Origin of the sequence: Burkholderia gladioli, from assembly GCF_000959725.1 — a bacterium.
Lineage (GTDB): Bacteria > Pseudomonadota > Gammaproteobacteria > Burkholderiales > Burkholderiaceae > Burkholderia > Burkholderia gladioli.
This window is the reverse complement of the sequence record NZ_CP009323.1, coordinates 3374127-3397796: the sequence shown is the minus strand read 5'-3', so window position 1 is coordinate 3397796 and position 23670 is coordinate 3374127. Positions and strand designations below refer to the sequence as shown.

Here is a 23670-nt window from a genome sequence, read left to right as displayed (position 1 = left end):
GCAGGGCCAGGGCTAGAGAAAGGCTTACTCGGCTTCGCGGCTGGCGCGGCGACGCTCGTGCTCCTTCAGGTGGCGCTTGCGCAGGCGGATCGACTGCGGCGTCACTTCGACCAGTTCGTCGTCGTCGATGAATTCGACCGCGTATTCGAGCGACATCTGGATCGGCGGCACCAGGCGCACGGCTTCGTCGGTACCCGAGGCGCGCACGTTGGTCAGTTGCTTGCCCTTGATCGGGTTCACCACCAGGTCGTTGTCGCGGCTGTGGATGCCGATGATCATGCCCTCGTAGAGCGCGTCGCCCGGCTTCACGAACATGCGGCCGCGATCCTGCAGCTTCCAGAGTGCGTAGGCCACGGCCGCGCCGTCGTCCTGCGAGATCAGCACGCCGTTGCGGCGCTCGCCGACCGAGCCTTCCTTGACCGGTGCGTAGGAGTCGAAGATGTGGCTCATCAGGCCCGTGCCGCGCGTGAGCGTCAGGAACTCGCTCTGGAAGCCGATCAGGCCCCGCGCGGAGATCTTGTACTCGAGACGTGTGCGGCCGCGGCCGTCCGAGGCCATGTCGAGCATTTCGCCCTTGCGGCGGCCCAGCTCTTCCATCACGCCGCCCTGGTGCTCGTCCTCGACGTCGATGGTCAGTTGCTCGTACGGCTCCTGCTTGACGCCGTCGACTTCCTGCAGCACCACGCGCGGACGCGACACGGCCAGCTCGTAGCCCTCGCGACGCATGTTCTCGACCAGGATGGTCAGGTGCAGTTCGCCGCGGCCCGAAACCTCGAACACGGTTTCGTCGCCGGTGTCGCGCACGCGCAGCGCCACGTTGTGGTTCAGTTCCTTCATCAGGCGATCGCGGATCTGGCGGCTCGTCACGAACTTGCCTTCACGACCGGCCAGCGGCGAGGAGTTGACCAGGAAGTTCATGGTCAGCGTCGGCTCGTCGACCGTGATCATCGGCAGCGCTTCCGGCGTGTCGACGGCGCAGATCGTCGCGCCGATGCCGACATCCTCGATACCGTTGATCAGCACGATGTCACCGGCCTCGGCCGACTCCACCTGAACGCGCTCCAGGCCCTTGAACGACAGCACCTGGTTGATCTTGCGGCTCAGCACCTCGCCTTCCGGGCCGAAGCGCATCACCACCGGCTGGCCCGGCTTGATGCGGCCGCGCGTGATGCGGCCCACGCCGATCCGGCCGACGTAGGTCGAGTAGTCGAGCGAGGTGATCTGCAGTTGCAGCGGCGCGTCCGGGTCGGCCGGGCGCACCGGCACGTGCTGGAGGATCGCCTCGAACAGCGGACGCATGTCGCCGTCGCGCGCCGACGAATCGAGCGAGGCATAACCATTCAGGCCCGACGCGTAGACGATCGGGAAGTCCAGTTGCTCCTCGGTCGCGCCGAGCTTGTCGAACAGGTCGAAGGTCTGGTTGATCACCCAGTCGATCCGCGCGCCCGGGCGGTCGATCTTGTTGACCACCACGATCGGCTTGAGGCCCAGCGCCAGTGCCTTCTTGGTCACGAAGCGGGTCTGCGGCATCGGGCCTTCGACGGCATCCACCAGCAGCAGCACCGAGTCGACCATCGACAGCACGCGCTCGACTTCGCCGCCGAAGTCGGCGTGGCCCGGGGTGTCGACGATGTTGATGTGGGTGCCTTCGTATTCGACCGCGCAGTTCTTCGCGAGAATCGTGATCCCGCGCTCTTTTTCGATGTCGTTCGAGTCCATCACCCGCTCGACCATCTGCTGGTTCTCGCGGAAGGTGCCGGACTGGCGCAGCAGTTGGTCGACGAGCGTGGTCTTGCCGTGGTCGACGTGGGCGATGATGGCGATATTGCGAAGGGCGCGGGTCATAGAAACCTGAAATCGAAACCTGATGATCGGACACGCAAAAACGCGCGTGGATGGTCGTGCCTCACGCGCGCTGCTGCTTATTGCATCCTGGAAAGCCTGGGATTATAGCACGCCGGGATGTCGCGAACCGAGCTTTCGCTGCGGTGCACACTGACTGTCGCGCCGGCGCCATTCCGGCCCCTCGATCGCCGCCCTTCCCCGATTCGCCGGCCGCCCGTCTACGTATCGGCCCCGATTGCCCGCGTCGTCACGGCGGTTCATTATTTGCCGCGGCAATCAAGCACGCCTATACTGCTGCCTAGTCAACTATTGCAGAATCAGAGACTATGCCGGATTCCACCTCTTCCTCCGCCCGCGGCCTGTCGCTGTCGGCCTATCCGATCAACGACAGCGTCGGCTACCTGCTGTCGCGCGTGCGCTCGCTGATGACCAACCTCGTCACGCAGCGCACCCAGACCGAGCTCGGCATCACCGGCACCCAGGCCAGCATGCTGTTCATGCTGGCGGTTGGAAAATGCTCGACGGCCGCCGAGCTGGCGCGTGAATACGCGATCGATGCCAGCGCCGTCACACGGCTGCTCGACCGTGTCGAGAAGCGCGGGCTGCTGTCGCGCGTGCGCAGCCACGAGGACCGCCGGGTGGTGCGGCTCGAATTGACCGACGAAGGGCGCGAGCTGGCCGAGCGGATGCCGGAGATCTTCATCAGCGTGCTCGACCAGTTGCTGAACGGCTTCACGCCGGAGGAAGTCGGCTTCCTGAAAAGCATGCTGCGGCGGATTCTCAGCAATTACTGCGGCGACGGCGGCACCGGCAACCCGGCCGGCTCCGCCCAATAAACCGTGCCATAACAATAATTTTCAATGGATCGACATAAGGAAATCCTTGCAATGTCCACCATTCATCCAGGGTCGGGGGCCGCTGTCCGGCCGATGCGCGGCACGCTGGCGGCGGCCATCGCCGCCATCGCGCTGGCCGGCTGCGCCAACTACATGGGCATCCACAGCGACAAGCGGATCGCGCCCGAATCGCAATTCGACAGCACCCAGAGCCTGCCCGCCGAAGGCGGCCACTGGCCGGCGCTCGACTGGGCGAGCCAGTTCGGCGATCCGCAATTGCCGAAGCTGATCGACGAGGCGCTCGAGGACAATCCGAGCATCGCCCAGGCCCAGGCGCGCCTGGCCAAGGCCTCGGCCTATATCCAGTCCTCGCGCGCCACCCTGTTCCCGAAGGTCGAGGGCAGCTATTCCTGGACCCGCGAACTCTACTCGGGAAACGGACTGTTTCCGCCCCCCTATGGCGGCAGCTGGTTCAGCGAGAACAACGCACTGCTCAGCGCCTCGTGGGAGCTCGACCTCTGGGGCAAGAACCGTGAAAAGCTGAAATCGGCGGTCTCGCAGCAGAAGGCCGCGCAGGCGGAGTTCCAGCAGGCGCGCATCACGCTCGCCACCTCGATCGCGCGCACCTACAACCAGCTCGCCCAACTCTATGCGCTGCGCGATATCGCCCAGCGCGAGATCGGCAATCGCGAGACGGTCGGCAAGATCACCGAGGGCCGCGTCGGCGCCGGGCTCGATACCAATGTCGAACGGCAGACCGCGCGCGGCAACGTGGCGACCAGCCAGTCCTCGCTGTCCGAACTGGACGGCCAGATCACCACGGTGCGCTACCAGCTCGCCGCCCTGCTCGGCAAGGGGCCCGACCGCGGCCTGCAGATCGCCATGCCGGTGCTGAAGCCGGGCGGCGCCATCGACCTGCCCGGCAACATCCCCGCCGACCTGGTCTCGCGCCGCCCCGACATCGTCGCGGCGCGCTGGCAGGTCGAGGCACGCATCGCCGACGTGAAGGAAACCAAGGCCGAGTTCTTCCCCGACGTGAATCTCGCGGCGGGCTTCGGTTTCGATGCCTTCGGCTGGGGCCAGTTCCTGAAGTTCGCGAGTCGCCAGGCGCAGTTCGGCCCGGCCGTGCACCTGCCGATCTTCTACGGCGGCGCCCTGCGCGCGCAGTTGCGCGGCAGCTACGCCGACTACGACCTGAGCGTGGCGAACTACAACCAGACGCTGATCGGCGCGCTCAACGACGTGGCCACCCAGGTCGCCACGATCCGCGCCGTCGACAAGCAGATGGGCGATGCGCAGCGCGCGCTCGACGCGTCGACGCGCGCCTACGAACTCGCCGTGATCCGCTACAAGGCCGGCCTCTCGCCGCAACTGCAGGTGCTCAGTGCCGACATCAACCGCCTGAGCGCCGAGCAGACCGTCACCAACCTGGTGATGCGCCGCCGCGACATGCAGATCGGCCTGATCAAGTCGCTGGGCGGCGGCTTCGACGCGACCGGCACACCGCTCGCGGCCGCCCCGGAGAAACCGGCGGACGCGGCAGCCCGGGACGCGACGACGGCACATGCGCCGCCACCGGCCGCGACCGCCACGCAGCAACAGGCCGCGAACTGATGCCGGCCGCATCGTCCGCACCTGCCTGACACCACTCGCACCACCGACAAGAATCGACGGAGAACCTCGCCATGAGCGACCCTCAGCAAAACGCCGCCGCCCGGCCGAACAACGCGAAACGCAAACGGATGATGACCCTGCTGGCCGTCATCATCCTGATCGCCGCGATCGCCTACGGGCTCTACTACTTCCTGGTCGCGCGCTTCCGGGAGAGCACCGATGACGCCTACGTGAACGGCAACGTGGTGCAGATCACGCCGCAGGTCACCGGCACCGTGATCGCCGTGAACGCCGACGATACGCAGACCGTCACGGCCGGCGCGCCGCTGGTGGTGCTCGACCCGGCCGACGCGCAGGTCGCGCTGCAGCAGGCCGAGGCCAACCTGGCGCAGACCGTGCGCCAGGTGCGTGGCCTGTTCGTCAACGACGACCAGTATCGCGCCCAGGTCGCGCTGCGCGAATCGGATCTGTCGAAGGCGCAGGACGACCTGCGCCGGCGCCTCGCGGTGGCACAGACCGGCGCGGTCTCGCAGGAAGAGATCTCGCACGCGCGTGACGCCGTGAAGGCCGCGCAGGCCTCGGTCGATGCCGCCCAGCAGCAGCTCGCCTCGAACCGCGCGCTGACCGCGAACACCACCATCGCCGATCACCCGAACGTGCTCGCCGCCGCCGCCAAGGTGCGCGACGCCTACCTGAACAACGCGCGCAACACGCTGCCCGCGCCGGTCACGGGCTACGTCGCCAAGCGCTCGGTGCAGGTCGGCCAGCGCGTCGCGCCGGGCTCGCCGCTGATGTCGGTGGTGCCGCTCAACGCGGTGTGGGTCGATGCCAACTTCAAGGAAGTCCAGCTCACGCACATGCGGATCGGCCAGCCGGTCGAGCTGACGGCCGACATCTACGGCTCCTCGGTCAAGTACCACGGCAAGGTGGTCGGCTTCTCGGCCGGCACCGGCTCGGCCTTCTCGCTGCTGCCGGCGCAGAACGCCACCGGCAACTGGATCAAGGTGGTGCAGCGCCTGCCGGTGCGCATCGTGATCGATCCGAAGGAGCTCGAGCAGCATCCGTTGCGCATCGGCCTTTCGATGCAGGTCGACGTCGACATCAAGGACGATCACGGCGGCCAGCTCGGCAACGTGCCGAACACGGTCTACCAGACCGACGTGTTCGCCAAGTACGGCGACGAGGCCGACGCCGAGATCGCCCGCATCATCGCGCAGAATGCCGCCGGCGCCACGTCCTCGCGCGGTGCCGCCTCGCCCGCTTCGGCCAGGCCGGCCGCGCGCCCGGCGCCGAACCTGATGTAAGCGCGGAGCGCTCATGGCCCAGCCCCAACCACCCGCTCCCCACCCGCCGCTGCAAGGCGGCCAGCTCGTGCTCGGCACGATCGCGGTGTCGCTCGCGGTGTTCATGAACGTGCTCGACACCTCGATCGCGAACGTGGCGATCCCGACCATCTCGGGCGACCTCGGCGTGTCCTCGGACCAGGGCACCTGGGTGATCACCTCGTTCGCGGTGGCCAATGCGATCTCGGTGCCGCTGACCGGCTGGCTGACCGACCGGATCGGCCAGGTGCGCCTGTTCCTGGCCTCGATCATCCTGTTCGTGATCTCGTCCTGGCTCTGCGGCCTGGCGCCGAGCCTGCCCTTCCTGCTGGTATCGCGCGTGATCCAGGGCGCGGTAGCCGGCCCGATGATCCCGCTCTCGCAATCGCTGCTGCTGTCGAGCTATCCACGCGCACGCGCGCCGATGGCGCTCGCGCTGTGGTCGATGACAACGCTGATCGCGCCGGTGGCCGGCCCGATTCTCGGCGGCTGGATCTCGGACAACTACTCCTGGCCGTGGATCTTCTACGTCAACATCCCGGTCGGTATCGCCGCCGCGATCGTCACCTGGATGATCTACCGCAGCCGCGAATCGCAGACGCGCCAAGCGCCGATCGACGGCGTCGGCTTGGCCCTGCTGGTGATCTGGGTGGGCTCGCTGCAGGTCATGCTCGACAAGGGCAAGGACCTCGACTGGTTCGCCTCGACCACCATCGTGGTGCTGGCGCTGACCGCCATCATCGCCTTCGCGTTCTTCGTGATCTGGGAGCTGACGGCCGAGCATCCGGTGGTCGACCTGTCGCTGTTCCGGCAACGCAACTTCACCGGCGGCACGATCTCGCTGGCGATCGGCTACGGGCTCTATTTCGGCAACCTGGTGCTGCTGCCGCTGTGGCTGCAGACCCAGATCGGCTACACGGCGACCGACGCCGGGCTGGTGCTGGCGCCGGTCGGCTTCTTCGCGATCCTGCTCTCGCCCCTGACCGGCAAGTTCCTGCCGCGCACCGATCCGCGCTATATCGCGACGGCCGCGTTCCTGGTGTTCGCGCTGTGCTTCTGGATGCGCTCGCGCTATACCACGGGCGTGGACGAATGGTCGTTGATGGCGCCGACCTTCGTGCAGGGCATCGCGATGGCGGGCTTCTTCATCCCGCTGGTGTCGATCACCCTGTCGGGGTTGCCGGGCCACCGGATCCCGGCCGCCTCGGGCCTGTCGAACTTCGTGCGGATCATGTGCGGCGGGATCGGCACCTCGATCTTCCAGACCGCCTGGGACCATCGCAACAACTTCCATCACGCGCAGATCGTCGAGCAGGCCAACGTCTACAACCCGATCTTCAACCAGACCGTCACGCAGATGGGCAACCTGGGCTTGAGCGAGCAGCAGGCCAACGGCCTGATCAACCAGATGGCAACCCAGCAGGCCGCGCAGCTCGGCGTCAACGACCTGTTCTACCTGTCGGCCGCGATCTTCGTGGTGCTGATCGGCCTGATCTGGATCACCAAGCCGGAAAAGGCCAACAGCGGCGGCGGCGATTCGAGCGCCGCGGCTTCGGCGGCACACTGAGGCAAGCGGCTCGCCTCGCTGGTCGCGCAGAAAGGAAAATGCCCGGTCAAACCGATTGACCGGGCATTTTCGTATCCGCCAGCGCTTCAGGCCGGCGTCATTGCGGCTCGCCGCTCACTACCAGGCGCTCCGGGGCCAGCACACCCTCGCTCAGGCGAGCCACGCCGAGCAGGCATTCGGCCTCGTCATACACACGCAGGCGGTCGCCATCCTGGACGCCCAGCTCGGCCACCGAGGCGAGCCGCAAGCGCTGCCCATGACGGAAACGCTTCGCCTCCTCGGCCGTGAGCTGGACACGCACGAAGGTCGACAGCAGTGCGTCGACGGGCTGCAGCCAGCGATCGCGCTCGGCCGCCTCGGCATCGGACAACGCATCGAGCGTGACGGCATGCTCCAGCGTCAGCGCACCGACGCCGGTACGGCGCAACGCAACCAGGTGCGCGCCGCAGCCGAGCGCCTCGCCGATATCCTCGGCCAGGGTGCGCACGTAGGTGCCCTTGCTGCAGGTCACGCGAAAACTCACGTCCGGCAAGGCGCAGTCGAGCAGTTCGAGCAGATGGATGGTCACCTGGCGCCCTTCGCGCTCGACGGTCTGGCCGGCGCGCGCATATTCGTAGAGCGGCTTGCCGTCACGCTTGAGCGCCGAATACATCGGCGGCACCTGCACGATCTCGCCGAGAAAACGCGGCAGCACGGCCTCGATCGCCGCACGATCGGCACGCACCTCGCGCGTCTCGATCGCCTCGCCCTCGGCGTCGCCCGTGGTGGTGCGAATGCCGAGGCGCATGGTGGCCTCGTAGGTCTTGTCGGCTTCGAGCAGATCCTGGGAGAACTTGGTCGCCTCGCCGAAACAGAGCGGCAGCAGGCCCGAGGCGAGTGGATCGAGCGTGCCGGTGTGGCCGGCCTTCTTGGCGAGGTAGAGGCGTTTCGCGCGGATCAGCGCGTCGTTGCTGGACAGGCCGATCGGCTTGTCCAGCAGCAGCACGCCGTCGAGCAGCCGGCGTGGCACGCGCGGGCGTTGAGGAGCAGTCGTCATGGCAAGATCGGGATCGGCGAGGCGGCTCAGTCGTCCTTGGCCCGCGTCGAATTCGCCTGTTCAATCAGGCGCGACATCTCGACAGCCTTCTCGATCGTCTGGTCGTAATGGAAATGCAGCGTCGGCACGGTATGGATATGCAGGCGCTTGAACAGCAGGTTGTGCAGGTGGCCCGCGGCGTGGTTCAGCGCGTCCTGGGTCTGCAGCGGGTCGCCGGTGAGCGCCGTGAAATAGACCTTCGCATGCGCGTAGTCGGGCGTCAGCTCGACGCTCTGGATCGTCACGATGCCGATCCGCGGGTCCTTCACCTCGCGCATGATCAGCTCGGACAGATCGCGCTGGATCTGGTCGGCAATCTGCACGTTGCGATTGGGAGAGGTACGTTTCTTCGTCATGGTATTTCCGTCATTCCGTTCATCGAACGGGCGACGACACATATCGCCGTCGCCATGAAAATGGGCGGGACAGGCCCACGCCTGCCCCGCCCATCAGCGTTCACGCCGGCCTTACAGCGTCCGAGCGACTTCCGTGACCTCGAACACTTCGAACTGATCGCCTTCGACGATATCGTTGAAGTTCTTGATCGACATACCGCACTCGAAGCCTTGCTTCACTTCCTTCACGTCGTCCTTGAAGCGCTTGAGCGAATCGAGCTCGCCCGTGAAGATGACCACGTTGTTGCGCAGCACGCGCACCGACGAGGAGCGCTTGACCACACCGTCCGTGACCATACAACCCGCCACCAGGCCGACCTTCGGTACCTTGATGACCTGGCGCACCTCGACCATGCCGGTGATGATTTCGCGCTTTTCCGGCGCGAGCATGCCCGACATTGCCGCCTTCACCTCATCCACGGCGTCGTAGATGATGTTGTAGTAGCGGATGTCGATGCCGTTCGACTCGGCCAGCTTGCGGGCCTGGGCATCAGCGCGCGTGTTGAAGCCGATGATGACCGCCTTCGAGGCCGTGGCCAGGTTGACGTCGCTTTCGCTGATGCCACCCACCGCGCTATGCACGATCTGCACGCGCACTTCGTCGGTCGACAGCTTGAGCAGCGACTGCACCAGCGCTTCCTGCGAACCCTGCACGTCGGCCTTGATGATGAGCGGCAGGTTCTGCACTTCGCCTTCGCCCATCTGTTCGAGCATGCTTTCGAGCTTGGCCGCCTGTTGCTTGGCCAGCTTGACATCGCGGAACTTGCCCTGGCGGAACAGCGCGATTTCGCGCGCCTTGCGCTCGTCCGGCAGCACGATCACTTCCTCGCCGGCGCCCGGCACTTCCGACAGGCCCTGGATTTCCACCGGGATCGACGGGCCGGCCGACTTGGTCGGCTTGCCGTTCTCGTCGAGCATCGCCCGCACGCGGCCATAGGCCGTGCCGGCCAGCACCACGTCGCCGCGCGACAGCGTGCCGGATTGCACCAGCACCGTCGCCACCGGGCCCTTGCCCTTGTCGAGCTTCGCTTCGATCACGATGCCCTTGGCCGGCGCCTCGACCGGTGCCTTCAGTTCCAGCACTTCGGCCTGCAGCAGCACGTTCTCGAGCAGGTCGTCGATGCCCGAACCGGTCTTGGCCGACACCGCCACGAACGGCGAATCACCGCCGTACTCTTCCGGCACCACGCCTTCGGCAACCAGTTCCTGCTTGACGCGATCCGGATTCGCATCCGGCTTGTCGATCTTGTTGATCGCGACCACGATCGGCACCCCGCCCGCCTTGGCGTGCGAGATGGCTTCCTTGGTCTGCGGCATCACGCCGTCATCGGCGGCCACCACCAGCACCACGATGTCGGTCGCCTTCGCGCCGCGTGCACGCATGGCCGTGAAGGCCTCGTGACCCGGCGTATCGAGGAAGGTGACGACGCCGCGCGGCGTCTCGACGTGGTAAGCGCCGATATGCTGCGTAATGCCGCCCGCTTCGCCCGCCGCCACCTTGGCGCGACGAATGTAGTCCAGCAGCGAGGTCTTGCCGTGGTCGACGTGACCCATCACCGTAACGACCGGCGGACGCGGCAGTTGCTCCGCATCGACGCCGACCTCGCCCTCGACCAGCAGCGCTTCCGGATCGTCGAGCTTGGCGGCCACGGCGCGATGACCCAGTTCCTCGACGATGATCATCGCCGTTTCCTGGTCCAGCACCTGGTTGATGGTGACCATCTGGCCGAGCTTCATCATGATCTTGATGACTTCGGACGCCTTCACCGACATCTTGTGCGCGAGATCGGCGACGGAAATCGTCTCCGGCACGTGCACTTCGCGCACGATCGGCTCGCTCGGCGCCTGGAACGACGAAGCGCTGTCCTGGTGACGGCCGCGCCCCTTCGGGCCGCCGCGCCAGCCGCGATCGACGCCGCCGCTGGAATCGCCGCGCGTCTTGATGCCACGACGCTTCGATGCGTCGTCCTGCCAACCACCCTTGCCGGCCGGCTTCTTGTTGCGATCGGCCGCGCCCGGTGCGCTGGTATTGGCATTGGCGTTCGCCGGCGCCGCGGTGGCGGGCTTCTTCGCCGCTGCCGCATTGGCCGGACGCGCGCCCGCTTCACCCGCCGGCTTGGCCGGCTTGTGCAGCGTGCCCTTGGCCTCGGCCGCCTTGGGCGGCTCGGCCGGCTTCGGCGGCTCGACAGCCTTGACCTGCGCACGGCGCGGGGTCGCCATCATTTCGCGGATCGCACGCGCCTCGGCCTCGGCCTTCTCGCGACGCTTGCGGATTTCCTCCTGCTCGGCACGCGCCTTGTCGGCCGCCTCGCGGGCAGCGTCCTCGGCCTTCTTGGCCGCTTCGCGCTGGGCGGCACGTTCGGCCGCCGCACGCTCTTCGTCCTGGGCCGACTGCTGCGCGTTCTGGGTTTCCTGCGCACGCGCGGCTTCCTGCTCGGCCGCGGCCTGCTGCGCGGCAGCCTGCTGCTGGGCCTGGGCTTGCGCCTGGGCCGCCGCCGCGCGCTTGCTGGCCGCTTCTTCCTCGGCGCGGCGACGCTCGGCCTCGGCCGCTTCCTCACGAGCCCGACGATCGGCTTCCTCGCGTTCGAGACGCTCCTGGCGCTCGCGCAGCTCCTGCGCCTGCTTCTCGAGCAGCTCGGCCTCGTGGCGCGCTTCTTCCTCGCGACGCTTCAGATCGGCCTCGGCCGCCGCATCGTCCGCCTGGTCCTGGCCCACATCGGCGCCGTTCTCCGCGACATCGTCGCGTTTCACGAACGTCCGCTTCTTGCGCACCTCGACCTGAATGGTGCGAGCCTTACCCGTTGCATCGGATTGCTTGATTTCCGACGTGTGCCGGCGGGTCAGCGTGATCTTGCGCTTGTCGGCGTCGGACGAGCCGTGCGATTTACGCAAATGATCGAGCAGACGCGCCTTGTCGGTTTCCGACAGCGCATCGTCTTCACTCGCTTTCTGGACGCCCGCTGCCTGCAGCTGTTCGAGCAGCACACCAGCAGGCATTTTCAGTTCCGCGGCAAATTGGGCTACGTTGTTACTCGCCATTCATTCCTCTTAGTGCAAGGACCGATTCCTTGCGGTTAGCATCGGGTCATGCGGCCTTCCGGCCGCCAAATATCAGTGCGCCATGGTCATTTCTCACTGGAACCAGTGTTCACGTGCTTTCATGATCAGCGCTTTCGCGGCTTCCTCTTCCACTCCGGTCATCTCGACCAGTTCGTCGACAGCCAGCTCGGCGAGATCGTCGCGCGTCGCCACGCTATGTTCCGCCAGCTTCGCGAGCAACTCCGGCGTGATGCCGTCGAGGCTCTTCAGGTCGAGCGCAGCATTTTCCACCTTTTCCTCGTTGGCGATCGCCATCGTCAACAGGGCATCGCGCGCGCGGTTGCGCAGCTCGTGCACGGTCTCCTCGTCGAACGCCTCGATCTCGAGCATTTCGTTCAGCGGGACATAGGCGATTTCTTCGAGGCTGGTGAAACCTTCGTCGATCAGGATGTCAGCCACTTCCTCGTCGACATCGAGGCGCGCCATGAACAGGCTGCGCAGACGGTCACGCTCTTCACCTTGCTTCAGGGCGGATTCGTCCGGCGTCATGATGTTGATCTGCCAGCCGGTCAGTTCGCTGGCAAGGCGCACGTTCTGGCCGCTCCGGCCGATCGCGACAGCCAGCTCGCTTTCATCGACGACGACGTCCATCGAGTGCTTTTCTTCATCGACGACGATCGATTGCACGGCTGCCGGCGCGAGCGCGCCGATCACGAACTGGGCGGGATCGTCGGACCATAGCACGATGTCGATGTTTTCGCCACCGAGCTCGTTGCGCACGGCCTGCACGCGCGAACCGCGGATGCCGACGCAGGTGCCGATCGGATCGATCCGCTTGTCGTAGGCGACCACGCCGATCTTCGCACGAACGCCGGGATCGCGCGCTGCCGCCTTGATCTCGAGCAGGCCCTGCTCGATTTCCGGCACTTCCATCTCGAACAGCTTCATCAGGAATTCGGGCGCCGTGCGCGACAGCTCGATCTGCGGACCGCGCGCGGTGCGATCGACCTTGGCGATATAGGCGCGCACGCGGTCGCCCACGCGCAGGTTTTCCTTCGGAATCAGCTGATCACGGCGCAGCAGCGCCTCGACACGGCCCGACTCGACGATGAAGTTGCCCTTGTCGAGACGCTTGACCGTGCCGGTCATGATCTTCTCGCCGCGCTCGAGGTAGTCGTTCAGGATCTGCTCGCGCTCCGCGTCGCGAACCTTCTGCAGAATCACCTGCTTGGCGGCCTGCGCGCCGATCCGGCCGAACTCGATCGACGGCACCGATTCCTCGATGTAGTCGCCGACCTCGATCTCGGCCTTCTGTTCGCGCGCCTCGAACAACAGGATCTCGCGATCCGGCTCCTGGAGGCCGGCTTCGTCCGGCACCACCAGCCAGCGCCGGTAGGTTTCGTGCTCGCCGCTTTCACGATCGATATGGACACGGATTTCGGCGCCTTCGTCGAACAGCTTCTTGGAGGCCGAGGCGAGCGCGGCTTCGAGCGCGCCCAGCACGATATCCTTGTCGACGTTTTTCTCGCGTGCCAGCGCATCCACCAGCATCAACACTTCGCGACTCATTGTTTGCGGCTCCTAAAGTCAACTTGCGGAATCAGGCGGGCTTTGTCGATGTCGGCCAGCGTGAAATCCAGCATGGCCGCCTCGCCCTTCTTCCTCTCGAATTCCAAACCGATCGTTTCGCCGTTCGGCGCATGCAGAATGCCGCGGTAGGTCTTGCGGCCTTCCAGCGGCTTTTTCAGGGTGACGGAGATTTCGTTTCCGGCGAACCGTTCAAAGTCGGCCAGCTTCTTCAGCGGACGGTCCAGGCCGGGCGACGAAACCTCGAGCCGTTCGTAATCGATGTTTTCGACCGTCAATACGTGCTGGAGCTGACGCGTGACCTTTTCGCAATCGTCGATCGAGATGCCCGCCGGCTGATCGATGTAGACGCAGAGCATGCCGCGCCCGGTGCGCTCGAGATCGACCAGCTCGTAACCGAGCCCGGTGACCGTGGTTTCTATCAGTTCCGTCAGTTGCACAGTGTCCTCTCAGGTGTTCGCGCCCGCCGTTCGCGATTCACCCGCAGACGCGCGCCTTGCCGGCGCAGGAAGCGCTACCCGAGATGCCCAACCGTTTCAGCAAAAAAAAATGGGCGAAACGCCCATCTTCTTACTCTGGTGGTCGCATCTAGGCCGCACATTAAACCCGTACGCCCAGCGACTTTGCGATTATAGCGTTTTTTAACCCAAACGCAAAGCATCGCCCATGAAACCGGCCTGAAAGGCCGGTTTCCCCATCGTTTTCCGATTGATCGGTGCAGCGACCGAGGTTCAGCGGCCGCGAGCGCGGTTGCGCTGCTGCTGCGGGCGCTGGCCGCCGCGCGCGTTGCCGCCGGCATTGCCGCCGCCGTCCGCGCGATTGCCGCTGGCACCGCGCGGGCCCTGGCTCTTGCCGCCGCCGCGCTTGTTGCCGTTGTTCGCGCCATACGACAAGCGATTACCGTCGACATCGCCACCGCCGCGACGGTTGCCGTTGGCGTTACCGCCAAAGCCGCCGGCCGCCGCGCCGCCACCGCCAAAGCCGGCACCGAAACCGCCGCCCTGAGCGCCGCGACGGCCGCCGCGACGCGGTTGGTCGAGCTGGCCATGGGTGGTCAGCACCGGTTCGCGATTGAGGAAGCCCATCGAGGTCTGCATCGGATCGGGCTGGCGGCGCTCGGCCTGGCCGGCCCCGCCGCGCTTGCCTTTCTCGTCGGCGGCGACCTTCAGGCCGACGGTCGCCATCAGCTTGCGGACCTGCGCCTCGTCGAGTTCTTCCCAGCGGCCGCGCTTGAGGCCGCGCGGCAGCGGGATCGAGCCGTGACGCGTGCGGATCAGCCGGCTCACCATCAGGCCGACCGCCTCGAACATGCGACGCACCTCGCGGTTGCGGCCTTCGGCCAGCGCCACGTGGTACCAGTGATTGGTGCCTTCGCCGCCGCCGTCGCGGATCCGCAGGAAGTTCGCCGGGCCGTCCTCGAGTTCGACGCCGTGCAGCAGCTTCTGGCGCGAGGCCTCGTTGAGCTCGCCGACCACGCGCACCGCGTATTCGCGCTCCACGCTATAGCGCGGGTGCATGAAGCGGTTCGCCAGGTCGCCCGAGGTGGTCAGCATCAGCAGACCTTCGGTATTGAAGTCGAGCCGGCCGACCGCGAGCCATTTCGCCGTCTTCATCGGCGGCAGGCGATCGAACACCGAGGCGCGGCCTTCCGGATCGGCATGACTGACGATTTCGCCGGTCGGCTTGTGATACAGCAGCACGCGCGGCGGCTTGTTCGCCAGCTTGCGCTTGACCGGCTTGCCGTTGATCCGGACCTGGTCGGTCGGCAGGATACGCTGGCCAATGTGAGCCGGCTCGCCGTTCACCGACACGCGGCCGGCGACGATCAGCTCTTCCATCTCGCGACGCGAACCCATGCCGGCTTCGGCCAGCACCTTGTGCAGCTTCGGCGCGTCGTCTTCCGGTGCAAGCACGCGCTTGGGCGCCTGGCGGCCACGGCGCAGCATCGGGGCGCGCACGCCATTGCCGCCGCCGGAGTTGTCGGCATCGAAGGCCGGCGAGGTCACGTAGGAGAAGATGTCGTCCTGCCCGGCGCTGCCGCCGCCTGAGGGAGCCTCCGCGGCCGGCGCAGCGGCTGCCGCGCCGCGCTTGCCCTGCCGCGGTTGCGCTGCCGCGCCTTCGCGCTTGGCGGCCGTCTTGCGCGGCGCCTTCGCGGCGCCGTCCTTGCTGCGCGCAGCGCGCGGCGCGGGGGCCTCGGCCGGCGCACCCTCTTCGGCTGCCTCGGCCGGCGCGGCTTCCGCGCCTTCTGCCGCCGGATCGGCATTCTTCGATTTCGCCGCCGCGCGACGACGCGCGATCAGGCTGCGCGGGCCGCGACGCAGACCGCGGCGCGGACGGTCTTCGCCGCCCGCGTCCTGGCCGGTCTGCTCGGGAGCGTCCTCGGCGCGCGAAGCCTGGGCGTGCGCGGATTCGGACGAATCAGTGTCGTGGGTATCAGTCAAAACAACCTCGAAATGTCAGGTCTCGCGCCCGTCGCGGGCGCGGCAATCTCTATATGGCCGCAATCAAGCGCGGCGTTGCGCGGGCTCGTCCTCGTCGGGCGAGGCATCGCCCGAGCCGGTGTCTTCCGCTGAACCGGTTGCGTCGCCGTGCCGGTAGGCCGGGGCCGCGTCGATATCGTGTGGTACTGCGTCCGCCGGGTTGCGGCTGGCTTGCGCATCGTGGTGGCGGGCCGACTCGTCGTCGATCTCGGCACCAGGCACGGGGCCTTGTCCTGCTTCATGCTCGACCGCGAGCGGCCGGGCGGGTTCCGTCTCCGCCGGCTCGGCGCTCGCCTCGACAGGCTGCGATTCCTGCTGTTCGATGACAGTTTCGGCGGCCGGCTCGACTTGCTCCGAGGCATCCTTTGCTTCGACCGGCTCGACCGAGCCGGCCAAATCCAAGCCGATGGGACCGCGCACCTCGCCACCTGCGGCCTGGCTCTCCCCCAGCGACAGGTCGGCAGCATCGCCGCTCGCGCCCGGCACCGGCTCGCCCCCGGCATTCGCCTGGAGCGACTCGCTCGATGCCGCGGGATCAGCCACGTCGAGACCGGCCTCGCCTTCGTTGAATTCCATCGATGCCTGCGCCAGCAGGCTCGCCTCGAGATGCGCGGCGGGCTCTTCGAGCGCCGGCAGATCGTCGAGCGCCTTCAGCCCGAGATCGTCGAGAAACTGTTTCGTCGTCGCATAGAGCGCCGGACGGCCCGGCACGTCACGATGGCCGATCACCTCGATCCAGCCGCGATCCTCGAGTTGCTTCACGACCTGCGTATTCACCGTGACGCCGCGAATCTCCTCGATATCGCCGCGCGTGACCGGCTGGCGATAAGCGATGATCGCCAGCGTCTCGAGCACCGCGCGCGAATATTTCGGCGGCTTTTCCGGATGCAGCCGATCCAGATAGACGCGCATCGCCGGCTTGCTCTGAAAGCGCCAGCCCGTCGCCAGCGCGACAAGCTCCACGCCGCGGCCGGACCACGCTTCCTTCAATTCTTCGAGCAACGTTCGGACTGTATCCGCCGACACGGTGTCGGCAAAGAGCTGCCGCAGATCGCCCAATTTGAGCGGTTCCTGCGCGCAGATCAAGGCAGTCTCGAGGACGATCTTCGCCTCTTGGGTATTCATGCAGCTAGGCCAGACCCTCTGGTCAAACGAACCGGATCAATATACGAAACAGACGATAAGGAACAGAAGACGCGCTCGCCCGATTCTGATCGGTCATATTGATGGGAGCACGAACCGGGGGTGGCGAAACCAGCGTATTGCCTGACCCTGACCGGACGGAACAGCACGAAACCATGATGGAATCGCGTGACTGGACGCCATCTTACGCACATTCCGACGACGCGTAAAGCCGGCCATTAGATCGATGCCACGCTTTTTCGGGCAATGGTTTTCAATCGCCATGCCGACCAGCCCGCCTTCGCCCTCAACCGCCCGCTCCCTGCAAAAAGGCTTTCAGGCGCTCGACGCCTGCGTCGAGCCGGGCCACGTCACAGGCATAACACCAGCGCACGAAACCCTCTCCCTCGTCACCGAAGGCGCGTCCCGGTGCCAGCCCTAGCCCCGCCTCGCGCACCAGGCGCTTGCAGAACGTCAGGCTGTCGGCCGCGCCCGGCAGGCGCAGGAACAGGTACATGGCGCCGTCCGGCGCCTCGACATGCACACCGGGCAAGCCGTTGAGCGCGGCCACCAGGTGATCGCGGGCGGCGCGCAGCGACGCGACAAACTCGGCGACGAACGGTTCGCCCTCGCGCACCGCCGCCACGCCCGCGGCCTGCACGAAGCCCGGCGCGCACGAGGTGTTGTACTCGACCAGCTTGGACAGGGCGTCCATGGTGCGCTCGGGCGCCACCAGCCAGCCGAGCCGCCAGCCCGTCATCGCCCAGGCCTTCGAGAAGGAATTGACCACGATCACGCGCTCGTCGCGGCTGGCCAGATCGAGGAACGAGGGCGCGCCGCCCTCGCCAAAACCGAGCCGTTCGTAGACTTCGTCGGCCACGATCCAGATGCCGTGTCGCCGACAATGCGCGAGGATAGCGGCCTGCTCGGCCGTCGAAAGAGTCCAGCCGGTGGGATTGTTGGGCGAATTGACAAACAGCATGCGCGTGTCCGGCGTCAGCGCCGCCAGCAGCCGTTCGAGATCGAGCCGCCAACCCGCCTCGTCGAACGCCAGCGGCACGCATTCGACCCGCGCGCCGAGAATCTTGGGAATCTCGACCAGGTTGGGCCACAGCGGCGTGATCGCCACCACGCGGTCGCCTGCGCCGACCAGCAACTGCGCGGCCAGCATCAGCGCGCTGACGCCGGCGCTGGTGACGGCGATCTGGGCGGCCCGCGTCGGGCCGTGGCGGGACGAAACGTAGTCGGCCAACGCCTCGCGCAGCGGCGCCGCGCCGAGATTGTGGGTGTAGAAGGTCTCGCCGTGGGCGAGCGCCGCGCTGGCCGCATCGCGGATGAAGGCCGGCGTGACCCGGTCCGATTCGCCGAACCAGAACGGCAGTACGCCGTCGAGGCCGAATCCGGCATTGGCGACTTCGCGGATCAGCGAAGGCCGCAGCGATTCGACCGCCACGCGCACATCCGGTGCAGGTCCCGAGGTGTTGACGAAAGCATCCAAGCCCGACTCTCCCATGATGATCGTCGCCAGTGTAGCGGGCCGCGCCCGATTCTGGTGCCAGGCGTCGCGGCGCCCGCCTTCAGGCGAGATCCTCGGCCCGCGCCGGCATGTCCCTCACCAGTCCCCAGATCGCCTCGGCGGCCGGCGACAGCGAACGGTCGCGCCGTCGCACCAGCTCCACGGTGCGCTCGGTGCGCGGCGACAGGGGGCGCGCCACCAGCGAGGACCCCGCCGGCAAGGGCAGGGACAGCCAGGGCAGCACGCTCACGCCGACCCCTGCCTCGATCAGGCCGAACACCGTCGCCGAATGGCCGAGCTCCTGCACCACCGACGCGCCGACGCGATGCAGGCTCAGTGCCGCGTCGATCAGCGGCCGGCTGCCCGAGGCGTAGTCGAGCAGCACCAGCCGCTCGCCGTCCAGGGCGCTCCAGGGCACGCTCTCGGCCGCCGCGAGCCGATGATCGGCGCGCGCGACCAGGCAGAACGAATCGGTCATGAGCGGTTCGCAGACCAGGTCGACCACCGCCAGCGGCCCGATCACCACGCCGAAATCGACCTCGCCCGACTTCACCTTGCGCAGCACGTCGCTCTGCACATCGTCGCGCAGCCCGAGCGTGACGAACGGGAACTGCCGTTCGGCGGCCGCCACCACGCGAGGCATCAAACGGCAGGCGATGGTCGGGCTGGCCGCCACCACCACGCGGCCGCGCCGCTGTTCGCCGATCTCGCGAATCTCGCGCAGGGCATCGTCGAGGTCCACCAGGAGGCGCGACACGCTGGAGATCAGATTCGACCCCGCATCGGTCAACTGCACGTCGCGCGTGGTGCGATCGATCAGCTTGAGGCCGATCTCGCCCTCGAGTTCGCGCACGCAGCGGCTGACGGCGGACTGCGTGAGCCCGATCTCGTCGCCGGCCCGGCTGAAGCTGCGCAGCCGGGAGACTTCGATAAACACCCTCAGTTGGCGCAGGGTGATATTCATTGAATGCCCTCATCAATCTCACGCTTCGATGCGCGATTGTAGGGCCTTCGCCGAGGAACGGCTCGCGATGAGTCGGTGCGGTGCAGCAGGGCCCGCGGCGCACGCCGCGCGGGCTCGATTGCACAAGATTGGTGATTGTCCCGATTTGCCGCGGGGTCATTTTGGCGTCTTATACGCCCCTAGCTGACTTGGCCGTCGGCCCGGTGCGATGCGGCTTTCACGGGGATTGCCGCCGACATGGCACGCTTCGTGCATCAAGTCGCGTACAGGGTCGCGGGAACCTTCGGATGCACGGCGATACGTTCGGCGGAAGAAGGAATACGGCACCCCCACCCGGCACCCGACGTGGATCGGGTGCTTGAAGAGTGCGCGGCGCAGGGCAGCGCACCGGAGTTAGCTTCGCTGAGGTGAGGACATGATGCTGTTCGACGATTTGAAGGATAACGAATGGGCGCTGGTCGAAGGACTTTTCTGCGCGGAACCCACACGCAGTGAGCGTCGTGGCCGTCCCCGCGTGGAAGCACGTTCGGTCGTGAACGCCGTTCTTTGGGTACTGTCGACGGGCGAGGGTTGGTCGAAGCTGCCCGGGCGCTATCCGTCGCCGCCGACCTGCCGTCGGCGCTTCGACGAGTGGCAGGCCGACGGCACCCTCGCCGAAGTCGTGAAACGCCTCGGCACCAGCGGCCGCCAGGTTTCGCTGCGCGGCCGGATCGGTGCCAGCGCCGTGAAGCCGCCGGCGCCGCCGAGCCGCGATCGCCTGCGGGGTGCATTCTGGACCAATCCGGAATCCTGGCGCGCCCCTGTGAAGATGGCCTGATCCGACCAACGACGCCGGGCAGATCGCTCCGCCCGCGCGGCCGATTCGCCGCCGCCCGCCATCGCCCGATGGCGGCGTGCGCGAAACATCTCTTTACCATTGCTTACAGCGTGCAGGCGCTCCCACCCCTACCGTAAGGTCAGGTAAAACAGGCCGCGATGACGGCTTGAAGGGAGCCCGAACCATGCCAAGCCACTTACTGCTCGCTACCGCGAGCATGGTGCTTGCCCTGGCGCTCGCCCCGCGTGCACTGGCCGACCAGCCAGCGAGAACGCCGCCCGGCCAGGCGGGGCATGCCGGTCATGCACATCCGCCACCGGCGCCGCCGTCAGACCGGCCCGCCGTGGTACCGCGCGGCGACCTGCGCGGCGATATCGCCAGCAATGCCCGGATCCACGGCGCTCCGCCGCCGTGCTCGTCCGGCGTGCTGCCACGACGCTAGGCCCCGCGGCAAATATCCAGAAAACCGGGAACTGCGGGCGAGGCCGGCAGTCACAACGAATGCCATGAGCACAGCCTGGCAGCAGCAATGTACCCGGTACCGCCCGTATCTCGCGATACGGGCGTTTTTTTGACTAGTCCCTATGCTAGAGGCGGCTCTCCAGGATCGACACCGCGCTCGCGTCGCTCAGCACGTAGTCGTCGATACGACGATCGGTCCAGCTCAGTTGCTTTTCGTCATGTTCCAGCCTGGCGAATTCGGCGCGGCCGGTATCGGTCAGCACGGCGATGTCGACGGGAGCATGGAAGCCCGGGGCCGGCGCGACCGTCTTCTGGCGCACCGTATCCATCAGTCCCAGGCTGCGAAGGTATCCGAAGACGTTAGGGCGCCGCGCCCAGGGGACTTGCCGGTATTGCACGCGCCTCAAGGCATCAAGCACTGCTTCGTTGGAATACGTGGCCATCTGGACTCTTTCTCAAAGTACAGCGATCCTGCTGGCGGCCTCGCCGGCCCGGGGCTGCTCCGGCCGACACCGCCACGCAACGACAGGCGGACGCTACCCATGATCCACCTGCGCCTTCCCTACCGGTTCCGCGCCACATTTCGCAGCACCCGGAACCGGTCGAACCCGAGCGGGCAAAAAGTTACCTTACCCCATTCAAATTGATTCTGTTCGATTCATTTGTGCTGCTCTTCGTAGCAGCCGCCCTCTGGCGCAAGCGCCGTTTCGCGATCGCCGCCACCGGCCTCGCCCTGCTGCTGGCGATCGGCACCGGCTGGCTGGCCGCGCCGCTGGTCGCCCTGGCCGAATCCGGGGTCGAACCGGTCGAAGCGCCTGCGATGCGCGGGCACACTGCCATCATCCTGCTCGGCGGCGGCATCGAGCACCGCCACGGGGAACTGGTGCCGCCCGACGACGCGCTTTCGCGCATCGTCCGCGCCGCCGAACTCCATTCGGTATGCCAAGCAATCGCATCGCAATGCGACATCGTCGTGACAGGCGGCGATCCGCATCACCATGGTATCAGCGAGGCCCAACTCTACGCGCCGCTGCTGCGCGAGCGTGGCGTCGCCGAGCGCGACCTGATTCTCGAGACGCGCAGCCGCACGACCTACGAAAACGCGAAGTACACGGCACCCATCCTACTCGCCCAACATTACGACGCGACAATTCTCGTGACATCCTCATACCAGATGCGCCGCGCCCTGCTCGATTTCGCGCGCTTCGATATCGAGCCGCAGCCCGTCTACGCGAACCAGTTGCGGCCGATTCTCGGCTGGCGCCCGGTCTGGCACAATTTCGTCGCGGCCTCGCGCGCCCTGCACGAGATCGCCGGAATCGTGCAATTTTACGCGTATCGGCGGCTCGGCTGGTTCTGATGTCACGGCGCCGCCACATCATCAAGCCACAGGCATCAATCGGCCCGTCCATAGGTCCGTGGCGCGCGCATGTCGGCACGCGCCACTGTCGCGACCGCGACACGCCGGATCGTTCAGGATGCCCGAAAGTGCATTGATCCGTCACTTTTGCTACACTCGGCTCACTCGGTTGCAGTGCCGGACGGATCGGCAAACTCGGGTCCATCACCACTTAGCGGAGGTAGAGCAATGAAGAAAATGTCCCTGGCTATTCTGGTTTCGATGTCGGCTCTGGCTGGCGCGGCCTATGCGCAAGAAAGCACGACGATCACGACGATCACCGACCCGGCCAAGATCGCCGAAATCGAGCAGCGGGCTCAAGCTCTGCAACAGCAGCAGGACGCCCAGCGTGCCGCGCGTGAAGAGCAGCCGATGCACGAGAAGCACCATATGGGCAAGAAGCATCATGCCGGCAAGAAGGCCGCCAAGGCAGAGGCGGCCAGCCAGTAAGCGCCTACCCCGCACAGCCTGTCGGGCAGCGCGGCCGCCACGAGCCGAATCCGGTCGATCCGGGTTCGGCTTTTTTCATGGCACGGCACATCGCGCACGCTGTGCTAAAGTCGCGCACCCGACTTTTCCACCCGTGCGCACTCCGGTGCGGAGGACAGAATGAGCAATATCCAGCTAGACATCGAATGGACCGAAGCGGCAACGCACAAGATCAAGCAACTGATGCCGCGCGGCTCCGACGAGGCGTATCTCGCCCTGCCGCCGATCGAGTGCCTGCCGATGGAAGGCGATGTGCTGTTCCTGGGGCCGCAAGGCAAGCAGCAGCCGTTCATCGTGGTCGAACGGCAGTATCACCATGACGGCGACGCCGACTGGACCATCATCCTGATCCTCGACGTGCCGAACGCGCACTGAGGCATCACATTGAAAGCGGGCGGCATCGCGCCGCCCCGCTATTGCCCGCCTTCAGGCGATCCGCTGCATCACGCGGATCTCCGCGCTGTCGATGAAGTCCGCCGCGGCCTTCCGGTAGGCCAGGATATGCGCAGACTGGGCGTGCGCCGCCAGCGCCGCCTCGCTTTCCCAACGCTCGAAGAACACGAAGCGCCGCGGATCGTCGCGATCGCGGTGCAGATCGTATTGCAGCGCCCCGGCCTCGAGGCGCGTCGGCCCGACGATGGTCCCGACCTGTTCCAGCAGCTTGTCCTCCATCCCCGGCTTGGCGATGATCGTGGCCACCACTGCGATTTCCGACATCTCTGAACTCCCGTCAAGAAAATGGGCAGCGTACACGAATCCTCGCGGCTCGGCCGTGACGCGAGGATTCCAGCCCCACAAAAAAAATTGCCCGCGCTTCCTTCGAAGCGCGGGCAAAACCGTCGCCCTACGAGGATAGGCGACGGGGCCAACGAGGCCCATGCTCGCGCACGGGCCATCAAGCCGGGCCGATGCTCAAGGCGCATCGGGCCATCGAACGATTCGCGACGGCGGATCCGGCGCCATGCCGTTCCGCCTCGCGAATGATGTGTCGGGGCAACATCATTCCGATAGATAACAGCAGCTTCCGTGCCAGGCGAAAATTTCATCCTAACTCGTTGATTTAATTGAATTCACAATCATGCACATCGAAATTAAACGGGCGTTGACCGGTTTCGTTACCGGGTAACGTTACGTAACGTCG

19 protein-coding genes and 1 pseudogene are annotated in these 23670 nt (G+C 66.3%); 8 read left to right on the top strand and 12 right to left on the bottom strand.

Going from position 1 to position 23670, the window contains the following annotated elements; all coding sequences use genetic code 11:
• Positions 1 to 24: 24 nt before the first annotated feature.
• The gene (typA, locus tag BM43_RS32100) at positions 25 to 1845 is read right to left on the bottom strand and encodes a translational GTPase TypA (RefSeq protein WP_013697785.1); all 1821 of its coding nucleotides are present in this window, start codon (positions 1843 to 1845) and stop codon (positions 25 to 27) included.
• 326 nt (positions 1846 to 2171) lie between these two features.
• On the opposite strand from typA, the gene BM43_RS32095 reads away from it, so the two are divergent.
• The 4 genes from BM43_RS32095 (at position 2172) to BM43_RS32080 (ending at position 7184) form a co-directional block, all read left to right on the top strand.
• On the top strand, positions 2172 to 2681 hold the full coding sequence (locus BM43_RS32095; protein ID WP_013697784.1) for a MarR family winged helix-turn-helix transcriptional regulator: 510 nt from the start codon (positions 2172 to 2174) through the stop codon (positions 2679 to 2681).
• 51 nt (positions 2682 to 2732) lie between these two features.
• Positions 2733 to 4295, top strand: a complete 1563-nt coding sequence (locus tag BM43_RS32090) for an efflux transporter outer membrane subunit (RefSeq protein WP_036051759.1) — start codon at positions 2733 to 2735, stop codon at positions 4293 to 4295.
• Between the two features lie 71 nt (positions 4296 to 4366).
• Positions 4367 to 5599, top strand: coding sequence for an HlyD/EmrA/EmrK family protein (locus tag BM43_RS32085; protein WP_036051761.1), 1233 nt, complete (start codon positions 4367 to 4369; stop codon positions 5597 to 5599).
• 13 nt (positions 5600 to 5612) lie between these two features.
• A complete protein-coding gene (locus tag BM43_RS32080) occupies positions 5613 to 7184 on the top strand; it encodes a DHA2 family efflux MFS transporter permease subunit (RefSeq protein WP_017919159.1) in 1572 nt (523 codons plus the stop codon).
• Positions 7185 to 7281: 97 nt separating this feature from the next.
• Here BM43_RS32080 and truB read toward each other — a convergent pair whose 3' ends face one another.
• The 9 genes from truB to BM43_RS32035 all read right to left on the bottom strand — a co-directional run bounded on the left by truB (position 7282) and on the right by BM43_RS32035 (position 19362).
• Positions 7282 to 8220, bottom strand: coding sequence for a tRNA pseudouridine(55) synthase TruB (gene truB / locus BM43_RS32075; RefSeq protein ID WP_036051763.1), 939 nt, complete (start codon positions 8218 to 8220; stop codon positions 7282 to 7284).
• 26 nt (positions 8221 to 8246) lie between these two features.
• Positions 8247 to 8615, bottom strand: a complete 369-nt coding sequence (gene rbfA, locus BM43_RS32070) for a 30S ribosome-binding factor RbfA (RefSeq protein WP_013697779.1) — start codon at positions 8613 to 8615, stop codon at positions 8247 to 8249.
• A 111-nt stretch (positions 8616 to 8726) separates the two neighbouring features.
• Positions 8727 to 11693 (bottom strand): translation initiation factor IF-2, encoded by a 2967-nt coding sequence (gene infB, locus BM43_RS32065; RefSeq protein ID WP_036041284.1) that lies wholly within the window; start codon positions 11691 to 11693, stop codon positions 8727 to 8729.
• A 93-nt stretch (positions 11694 to 11786) separates the two neighbouring features.
• Positions 11787 to 13262, bottom strand: coding sequence for a transcription termination factor NusA (gene nusA, locus BM43_RS32060; RefSeq protein ID WP_013697777.1), 1476 nt, complete (start codon positions 13260 to 13262; stop codon positions 11787 to 11789).
• Positions 13259 to 13720 carry a ribosome maturation factor RimP gene (gene rimP / locus BM43_RS32055; protein WP_013697776.1) on the bottom strand — a complete coding sequence of 154 codons (462 nt, stop codon included), beginning with the start codon at positions 13718 to 13720 and terminating at the stop codon, positions 13259 to 13261. The genes nusA and rimP overlap by 4 nt, the downstream gene beginning before the upstream one ends.
• A gap of 291 nt (positions 13721 to 14011) precedes the next feature.
• Positions 14012 to 15721, bottom strand: a complete 1710-nt coding sequence (rluB, locus tag BM43_RS32050; protein ID WP_036051764.1) for a 23S rRNA pseudouridine(2605) synthase RluB — start codon at positions 15719 to 15721, stop codon at positions 14012 to 14014.
• Between the two features lie 63 nt (positions 15722 to 15784).
• Positions 15785 to 16885 carry an SMC-Scp complex subunit ScpB gene (gene scpB / locus BM43_RS32045; RefSeq protein WP_036051765.1) on the bottom strand — a complete coding sequence of 367 codons (1101 nt, stop codon included), beginning with the start codon at positions 16883 to 16885 and terminating at the stop codon, positions 15785 to 15787.
• Positions 16886 to 17189: 304 nt separating this feature from the next.
• Positions 17190 to 18395: a pyridoxal phosphate-dependent aminotransferase gene (locus BM43_RS32040; protein WP_036051766.1), complete on the bottom strand. Its 1206-nt coding sequence runs from the start codon at positions 18393 to 18395 to the stop codon at positions 17190 to 17192.
• Positions 18396 to 18459: 64 nt separating this feature from the next.
• Positions 18460 to 19362: a LysR family transcriptional regulator gene (locus BM43_RS32035; RefSeq protein ID WP_025098688.1), complete on the bottom strand. Its 903-nt coding sequence runs from the start codon at positions 19360 to 19362 to the stop codon at positions 18460 to 18462.
• A gap of 418 nt (positions 19363 to 19780) precedes the next feature.
• Between BM43_RS32035 and BM43_RS32030 the strand changes: the two are divergent.
• A pseudogene (locus tag BM43_RS32030) lies at positions 19781 to 20176 on the top strand (transposase); the annotation flags it as partial.
• Positions 20177 to 20766: 590 nt separating this feature from the next.
• Here BM43_RS32030 and BM43_RS32025 read toward each other — a convergent pair.
• Entirely contained in the window at positions 20767 to 21084 is a 318-nt protein-coding gene (locus BM43_RS32025) for a hypothetical protein (protein WP_013697770.1), read from the bottom strand.
• 200 nt (positions 21085 to 21284) lie between these two features.
• Here BM43_RS32025 and BM43_RS32020 point away from each other — a divergent pair, with 200 nt between their 5' ends.
• From BM43_RS32020 to BM43_RS32010, 3 genes are all read left to right on the top strand, one after another.
• Positions 21285 to 22001, top strand: a complete 717-nt coding sequence (locus BM43_RS32020) for a YdcF family protein (protein WP_036051768.1) — start codon at positions 21285 to 21287, stop codon at positions 21999 to 22001.
• A 228-nt stretch (positions 22002 to 22229) separates the two neighbouring features.
• The gene (locus tag BM43_RS32015; RefSeq protein WP_013697768.1) at positions 22230 to 22490 is read left to right on the top strand and encodes a hypothetical protein; all 261 of its coding nucleotides are present in this window, start codon (positions 22230 to 22232) and stop codon (positions 22488 to 22490) included.
• A gap of 159 nt (positions 22491 to 22649) precedes the next feature.
• Positions 22650 to 22904, top strand: coding sequence for a hypothetical protein (locus BM43_RS32010; RefSeq protein ID WP_013697767.1), 255 nt, complete (start codon positions 22650 to 22652; stop codon positions 22902 to 22904).
• A gap of 51 nt (positions 22905 to 22955) precedes the next feature.
• On the opposite strand, the gene BM43_RS32005 is transcribed toward BM43_RS32010, so the two are convergent.
• A complete protein-coding gene (locus BM43_RS32005; RefSeq protein ID WP_013697766.1) occupies positions 22956 to 23246 on the bottom strand; it encodes a putative quinol monooxygenase in 291 nt (96 codons plus the stop codon).
• Positions 23247 to 23670 lie beyond the last annotated feature (424 nt).